At 58.4% G+C, this 7,550-nt stretch carries 9 protein-coding genes; 7 read left to right on the forward strand and 2 right to left on the reverse strand.

What is annotated here, in order from left to right:
• Positions 1–8: 8 nt before the first annotated feature.
• Positions 9–1,652 carry a sigma-70 family RNA polymerase sigma factor gene (locus VG146_14395; protein HEV2393538.1) on the reverse strand — a complete coding sequence of 548 codons (1,644 nt, stop codon included), beginning with the start codon at positions 1,650–1,652 and terminating at the stop codon, positions 9–11.
• Positions 1,653–1,795: 143 nt separating this feature from the next.
• On the opposite strand from VG146_14395, the gene VG146_14400 reads away from it, so the two are divergent.
• On the forward strand, positions 1,796–2,065 hold the full coding sequence (locus VG146_14400) for a hypothetical protein (protein ID HEV2393539.1): 270 nt from the start codon (positions 1,796–1,798) through the stop codon (positions 2,063–2,065).
• Positions 2,066–2,158: 93 nt separating this feature from the next.
• A complete protein-coding gene (locus VG146_14405) occupies positions 2,159–3,754 on the forward strand; it encodes a hypothetical protein (GenBank protein ID HEV2393540.1) in 1,596 nt (531 codons plus the stop codon).
• A gap of 532 nt (positions 3,755–4,286) precedes the next feature.
• Here the strand turns inward: VG146_14405 and VG146_14410 are convergent.
• The gene (locus tag VG146_14410; protein ID HEV2393541.1) at positions 4,287–4,904 is read right to left on the reverse strand and encodes a hypothetical protein; all 618 of its coding nucleotides are present in this window, start codon (positions 4,902–4,904) and stop codon (positions 4,287–4,289) included.
• Between the two features lie 220 nt (positions 4,905–5,124).
• Between VG146_14410 and VG146_14415 the strand changes: the two genes are divergently transcribed.
• The 5 genes from VG146_14415 to VG146_14435 are packed head-to-tail and all read left to right on the forward strand — an operon-like array spanning position 5,125 to position 7,210.
• Entirely contained in the window at positions 5,125–5,343 is a 219-nt protein-coding gene (locus VG146_14415; GenBank protein ID HEV2393542.1) for a hypothetical protein, read from the forward strand.
• A 35-nt stretch (positions 5,344–5,378) separates the two neighbouring features.
• Entirely contained in the window at positions 5,379–5,732 is a 354-nt protein-coding gene (locus VG146_14420) for a type II toxin-antitoxin system RelE/ParE family toxin (GenBank protein HEV2393543.1), read from the forward strand.
• The gene (locus VG146_14425) at positions 5,729–6,091 is read left to right on the forward strand and encodes a helix-turn-helix transcriptional regulator (protein ID HEV2393544.1); all 363 of its coding nucleotides are present in this window, start codon (positions 5,729–5,731) and stop codon (positions 6,089–6,091) included. The genes VG146_14420 and VG146_14425 overlap by 4 nt, the downstream gene beginning before the upstream one ends.
• A 43-nt stretch (positions 6,092–6,134) precedes the next feature.
• Positions 6,135–6,509, forward strand: a complete 375-nt coding sequence (locus VG146_14430) for a hypothetical protein (protein HEV2393545.1) — start codon at positions 6,135–6,137, stop codon at positions 6,507–6,509.
• Complete coding sequence (locus VG146_14435) at positions 6,506–7,210, forward strand: hypothetical protein (GenBank protein ID HEV2393546.1); 705 nt, start codon at positions 6,506–6,508, stop codon at positions 7,208–7,210. Before VG146_14430 ends, VG146_14435 begins: the two co-directional genes overlap by 4 nt.
• Positions 7,211–7,550: the final 340 nt, after the last annotated feature.

Below are 7,550 nucleotides of genomic sequence, written 5' to 3' on the forward strand. Positions count from 1 at the left end.
CCGGGATGTCAGTGCTTTTGAAAGAAGGCGGCGCCTTGCAGCTTGCGAGCGTCGATGGCCTTGGTCAATACGTCGTCGAGAGCGGTTAACTGGTTGGGTTTCAGAAAACTCCCGGCTTGCTGCAAAATGCGCTGGTTGCTGTCGGTGACCTGTTGCAGGAAAGTGTCGATGTCCGCCTGAGACCTCAAGAAGGCCTTGTCCGGCCCGCCCAACATGCCGCGGGTCAGGTCCATCGGCTCGGTCTTGATGACCTGGATGAGTTTGGCGCGTTGCTCCTCGCTCAGCGCGCTCTCCCCCAATTGATTATTCAGCAGCGTGAGCGTGGCGCGGGCAGGTGTTTCCTGGCTGAACTCCTGGAAGCGGACGCACCCCGCATCACCCAACAAGGCCCGCAATTGATTTCCCGTGTCCTGGGCAGAGTTGTCGGAAGCCGCAGCGGGGGAGCCCTGGGCCTCAGCGGTGAGCTGGGCCAGGTTTTTCGTGCCGGCCTCGGTGAGCAATTGGAGGAATTGTTCCGTCTGCTGCGGAGAGAGCTTCAGTTCCTGGATCAGATCGCCGTAGATGGACCTCATTTTTTCCGCCATCGCCTTGCGCATGTATTCCTTCATCGCGGGATCACTCAGCATTTTGGCCAATCCGCCGGCCGGTTGAGCGCTCCTCGCGCCGTTGGCGGCGGCCTGCTGCCGGAGCGTGCCAACCTGGCCGCGCAGTTTTAGAATCTCAGCCTCGGTTCGGCTGGATTTCAGCCGCGCGTTTTCCTCGCTCAGCGCGGCCAATTGGTTGGAGGTTTCCCCGCGCTCCTGTTCCAAGAGCTGGAGCTGGGCCCGCAGGGGCGCCTGCTGTTGTTCGAGCGTTTGGACCTGGGCCTTGAGCTGCGAGCCCTGGTGAAAGGCGTAGAACCCGGTCCCGATGGCCGCGGCCAATGCCGCGGCGACGACTGTTTTCTGGAGGGTAGTCATGGCTAGAGTTTTGGTTAAGGCAACGAGGGTTGAAGCTTGAACTGCGCTGGCGCCGATGGCAGCGGCGGAAAGCGCGGCGGCAAAACCAGCCGGCGCGGCCTGGACGGCTTGGGCTGAGACCATGGCCGCCAACGCGGCGGCGGTGGTCGTGATGCCTCGCCGCGCCAGTTTGCCGCGCAGTCTTTCGAGGGCCCGCTCAACTCGCATCCGCGCGGCGTTTTCGGTCAGGTTCAGGGCCTGGCCGACCTGGTTGAGCGTTTGGTTCTGAAAAAAGCGGAGCAGGACGGCATGACGGTCCTTTTCGTCCAGTTCGTGCATGGCTTCCTCGAGCACCGGACGGAGTTGGTCCCAATCGGCTGGAGGAGCGTCCCCGTGGAGAAGTTCGTTCATGGTGGTGGCCTCCTGTTCGCGCGCCTTGCGTCGCTGCTCGGTGCGGTTGACCCGCAACGCCATCAACCGGGTAGTGGTGTAAAGCCAGCCCACCAGCGCGGGATGCCTGGCCAACCGTTTTGCGTGCCGGGCGCCCTCGGTAAAGACCTGCTGAGTTATGTCCTGGGCCGACTCAATGTCGCCGTGGACCAGCCGCAACCCGGCCGAATAGACCAAGTCCACGTGCCGGCGGGTGAATTCGGCGAAGGCCGCTTCCGATTGCTCGGCGGAATACCGGCTCAACAGTTCAGCGTCTTCTGTCATCGCGTCTCATAAGGTAATGCCCGCAGCCGAGAAAACCGCACAGAAAAAAATGCGCTGACACGAAATCCCTGAACCTGGTCTGCTGTAAAAAGCTCCAGCCACAATGTCATGTCCGTGTCATTCTGCTCACCCCCACGCCCGGCTTGAATGCGCGGCTGGATGACCCGGCTGATCCTCTAAATCAGCATGCGGAGCAGATTCGCAGATTGGCCCGGGAGTATGGAGTGGGGTTAGCGGACAGCCTCGCCGCGTTTAAGGCCAAGCCTGCCGGCGGCTGCCGATTGGAGACATTAATGGCCCAATCGAATCATCCGAATCGAAAAGGCCACGAACTGGTCGCCGGGGTTTTGCTGAAGTGGTTCCCACAAATCGATCTTTCGCAAGGGCCGGCGCTTCGAAGACCCTCGCGGTAATCGGTAGCAATGAAATGCAGCAAATCAAAGGGTGACCGTTTACTGGATTACCGCTTTGTAGAGCCGGCAAGAAGCCACTATAGTCATTGCAGAATGAACTGGTTTGGCGCCCGATTTGGCCGTAATCGAATTATCCTGGTCGCATGTTCTGCTGCGGCGTTGTTGTTCTATTCCTCATTGCCAAACCCAGCCGCCGAACTGGATTGGCCGCCTGGCCGCTTGCTGCCGGCAATTCCCGCGGCGGCCACGTCTGTTGATGCCATCGATCTGAAACAGGCCACAGGCGCGCAGGTCGATTTGTTCGCCTCGCTCGAAGGCCTTGTCAATCGCAAGCGGCCACGGCTTGCTTGTATCGGGCCAAGCGATGCGGAGGGCGACCTCTTTTGGCTGAGGATTCATCACTTAACCACGAACCCGATCGACGGATTCGCCGCTGTTGAAAAATACAAAGCAGAGCTGAATGGTCTGGTGGTGGTGGACCCGGCGCGCCCCGAAACACGGAATGTAGCCACCACACTCGCCGGCTTGGATAGCGCCCTGATTTGCGAGCCGGAGCTGCTGGTAAAATTGACCAACGCGCCATTTAACTTAAAAGTCCGCCAGGACTTGCGTGGGCGGTTTGCCGACCGCGCGGAGGTTTATGATTATCTGCTAAGAGACGTTTGGCCGCGCTGTACGCGGCATGTCCTGGCTGGCCTGAGTCCACGCGCCCATGGGAGCCTGCGTGATTTCCTGGTGGCCGCCAACGCCGCCGTGGTCTGGCTGGACCCCAAAAAGCCCGAGGACGCCGCGCTGCTTGGCCGGTTCGCACCCGATTTGAAACCGGCCCAGGCGCTTTATATGGGATGGTGGCCGGATGAGGATGCTGGTCTCAAATGGATTGGCCAGTTTGGAGTCCCGGTTTTGGCCAGCGATTTCTTTCATAATGGCTCTCTGCTCGGCGGCGTGCATGAACAAATTATTCCGCCACCTGTGGCGCCTCCGCCTCCGCTGCAAAACAGGATTTACCTCGCTCTTTATCTCAGTGACGGCGACAACATTCAATACATGCAGCATTCCATGCGGCTGCTTTGGAAGGACCCGGCTCGTGGCAAGGTTCCCATGGGCTGGACCGTCAGCCCGCTCTCGGTCGATCTGGACCCCGCGTTGCTCAATTATTATTACCACACGGCCACCACCAATGACTGCCTGGTCTCCGGTCCCTCCGGTGCGGGGTATGGCCGGCTGGATTTCTGGAAACCGTCGGATTTGGATGCCTTCACAAAGCTGACCAACTCTTACTTGGAACGCAGTGGGATTCGCATCATCACCGTTTGGCTGCGCGTCAACGATGGCATCGGAAATTCTTTTGCGACGAATTGCCCGGCGTTGTTGGGCCTGATTTCTCATGAGGGCGGCGCCCGCGCCAAAGTTTTCGGCGACCTGCCCATGATCGGCCTCGTTGCCAAAGCCAATTACGCTGGCAGTGTCGAACAGCTTCGCTCTGGAATCGAGCGAGTGTCCGCCGATTGGAATGGTTCCGAACCAAAGTTCCTGGCGGTTCAGGCAAATGCCTGGCGCGTGAAGCCCTCGGGGCTGCTGCAACTGGCAGAGTCGCTGGATACCAACCGATTCGTCATTGTGCGCCCGGACCATTTGTTTGAGATCTTCAACGAATGGCGTCGGCATGCCTCGCCGCCGCACAAATAGGCCGGGTTTGGCTTGGGATATGTTAGTTGAGTTGAAGTTGAAAGGAATTTGCTTTTTAGCACGCGAATTGTTTTGACGCTGCGCGGGTGATCAAAGAAGGAGGATGTTGTGGAAAGGAATTTATGCCAGGCCATTTCATTATTCTGATTATCGAGGCGAGGCATAGACATCGGCGGTAATTACCTGGGGAACCCCAGCACGAACACCATCAATGCCAACACTCCTCTAGTAATTGGAAAAACTGGTAGGCCGGGGAGGGGCAGCGGTTTTGATGGCGAGGAAGAACCGTTAAGAAAGGCTCATCGAGATGGCTAGAAAGGCGGCGGTGAAGAATCGTGTCGTGCGCGAAACCAGCGAAGCCGCCTATAACACGAATTCGACTGTACACTTTGGGGGTCGGTCGTTTTGGCTGCCTGGGCGAGCTTGCCGAGCCACAATCGGGTAGTGCTCACATAAGCGAAAGGCGGCCTCCGGAGTGATCCGGACCGAAGTGTCGTCCATCCCGCTCCAGTCAGGCAGTTCGAGATCGATGTCAGCCGGGGCGGCAGGCGTTTTTGACCTTTTGATAAAATTCCTCGGTTCCATGTTTTTGGAAGAGTTCACGAATGTTTTGAGCCTCGGGATCGATTCGGTTGTTTTGAATCAATTGTATCACATCTTCCGCGTCCTTCACAATTCTACCCGGGTGGCCGTGCTTAACAGCATGGCATTTCAGGGCCAGCAAATGCAGAAGCGAAACCACCCATACTCCGCGCAGGCTCGAGGGAGCCGCCACGGCGTCGGCGCGCAGTTTGGAAAAGGTGTCTTCATTGACGAGCATCAAATCCAACGGAAAAGATTGCGAATTCGGCACGTTGAACTGCGCGAATGCAGGTCCTTCGCGATGCAACTCGTACCCGAGGTCCCGCGCCACCTGAAACCACGCCTCCCGGTCGTTCCGACGAACGAGCAAGTCCAGGTCAAAGGTGCTCCGGGCAAAACCATGGGTGATGACGGCGTGTCCTCCGCCCAGCAGGAACGGAATCCCCGCGGCTTCGGCTCGCGACGCTAGAATCGCCAGTTGGTTCACAAACTTGCAGTCATGCTGCCGGACGGCCGCGCGTGTGCCAAGCGACAATTCCCGCTTGATGTGAAAGCACCCTTTGCGCATGAGGGAACTGGTGACCGAATCCAAACCGCGGAATATGTTGGATGCGGCTTTCGCGAGCCAACTAACACTTTTTTGCTGCATCACGCCGCATTTTCGCGTAACCAAATACCGCAGAGGTCTATGGCACTGCGAACTGTTTCCGTTTCGCGCTACACCGGCACCCCCAATGACGCCGAGCCTGATTCGATTGCCAAACGCGCCGAACCCTAAAGCAATGCCCATGTCCACCCGCTTTTTCACTAACCAGGCCGACCAGACCCTCCTCAGAAAATTCCGAGGCGTCTTCGAGAGCAACGCCGACATCGAACGGTTCGACGCCCTGGTCGGATACCCGTTGCTCGACCAGGCCGACCAGCCCATCACCGCCGTTCACCCCCGCTTCCTCGACACCCCGCCGGACATCATCCTCTCCGAGTCCTTCGACCGCCCGCCGCAATGACTCGCCAATTACATCAATATTGATGTTGATCCAGCATGGACTTCACTGTAGAATTCTATGTCAGTGCCAGTGGGCGCTCACCGGTGCAGGAGTTCCTTGATGAACTCAAGCAAAGCGACCCCGGCGACCACGCGGTGGTCCTGCGAGGTCTGGCGAAGCTGCGCGATAGCCAGAACCACCGCGAGCCGCTGTCCAAGTCGCTGGGTGACGGCTTGTTTGAGTTGCGCCATGTCGGCAAGTTGAACACTCGGGTCCTTTGGTTCTTTATGAAAGGCCGCCGCATTATTGCTGTTCACGGCATCCGCAATAAGGGCCAGGCCATCCCGTCCCGCGACCTCGACACAGCGCAGGCTCGGATGCGCGACTGGCACAAACGATTTGAAACATGAAGAAGACCAACTTTGACCTTTATCTGGAAGAACAACTGAAAGACCCCGTCTTTGCCGAGCGCTTTGAACGCGCCGGCGAGGCCTGGGACGTGGCACTGCAGCTCGCGGCGCTTCGCGAGCGGGCCGGCCTCTCCCAAAAAGACCTCGCCCGCAAACTCCACACCTCCCAGCAACAGATCAGCCGGCTCGAATCGGCCTCCTACGAGGGCCATTCTCTCAGCATGCTCCGCCGCGTCGCCAAGGCCCTGAGTGCCAAGGTCCGCGTGATCCTGGAACCGGAGCCAGAAACAGAGGCTAGCCGCCCCGCCGAGACTTCACCCCCTTATCGGGTCAGACGCGCTGCCACCAGCAAACCGTGAATCGCCTCTGTTCTCTCCGTTGCCTCCTGTTCAATCGCTTCCGATGAACGCCGCCGACCTGCAATCATTCCTTGCCAGACCGTACCAGCGCGACGGCTGGTTGCAGACGTTGCGCGGTGTCCTGCCCCAAACGGAGATTTTCTCCCTGCCCCAGCCTCTACCCAGCGCAGATGACCGCGCCGAATCCGTTTTCCAACTGGGCCGCGTCCAACTCCAGGGCGACCGCCAGCTTGGCATCCTCGAAGTGCGGGTCGGCGAGGACCCCGACCTTGCCCGCAACCGCGTCGGCTTGAGCAATCTGGTCACCCGGTTCATTGACCAGGCCGACCAGCCGGTCACTGCCATTCATCTGCGCTTCCTCGACACGCCGCCGGACATCATCCTCTCGGAGTCCTTTGACCACCCGCTTATATCATGACGCGCGACCAAATCCAGGCCACTCTGCGCAAGGAATACGACCAGCAAAGCTGGCTTCGGGTCCTGCGCGGCATCCTGCCAGGCACGGATGTGTTCGCCGTCCCGCAAACAGTGGCCGTACCAACCCCCAATGTGGACGTCGGCGGGGTCACGTTCAAAGATTCAGCCGCCAACTACAGTTTGGCCTATTTGCTCGCACTGTTAAATTCAGCGGTACTGCGCTGGTATTTTCCGCATGTTGCCGCGCCATTCCGCGGCGGCTTCCGCTCGGCCAACAAACAGTATCTTTCGCTCGTGCCGTTCCCGCAACTTGACTTCAATGAGCCGACAGAACGCTCCCAGCATGATTGTGTCACCCGTGTTGCCGAACTCGTTGTTTGGTTCCACGCCCGCAAGGCAGCGAGAGAAAATCTCAAAGAGACCACAGACTCTCCGTTGATGGCGGCCTTTTTTGAGCAGTGGGTAAACGCACTGGTTTACGAGTTGTTCTTCCCGCAAGAACTCCACGCCGCCGGCCTCTACCTCTTTGATTTGATACTAGCCGTGAACCTGCCGCCGCTGGAAACGCTCGGCGAGCCCGAACGCCTACCGCGTTTGCAGGCGATTTTCACAACCACCTACGCCTCCGACCACAAACTGCGTCAGGCCCTCTACCGCCTCGGCTCGCTGGACCTGGTCCGCACCATCGAGGGCAAAACATGAGTGCTCCCGGCCAATTTCTCCTCTATACCGCCTATGTTGCGCTTGTGTTGCACTTCAAAGTGCAACATAAAAACCGCATAACCTCAACGCCTTTATCGATAATGTAGCATGTTGCACTTCGTTTTCCATTTCGTGCGCGCACAACCTTTTTTCCCCAAACCGTCATCTTGGCTGATGAACCCGTGCGCGGGCCAATAAACCCGCTGTAACACCTTGAAGGGAGATGTTACACTTTCAAAGTGTAACAAAAAATCCCAATATTTCCACGACTTTATCGTTAATGTAACATGTTACACTTTGTTTCCCCCCCCGCGCGCACAAACTTTTCCCCCTTTTTCCT

It is taken from the genome of Verrucomicrobiia bacterium (genome assembly GCA_035946615.1).
In the GTDB taxonomy this organism is placed as follows: domain Bacteria; phylum Verrucomicrobiota; class Verrucomicrobiia; order Limisphaerales; family UBA8199; genus DASYZB01.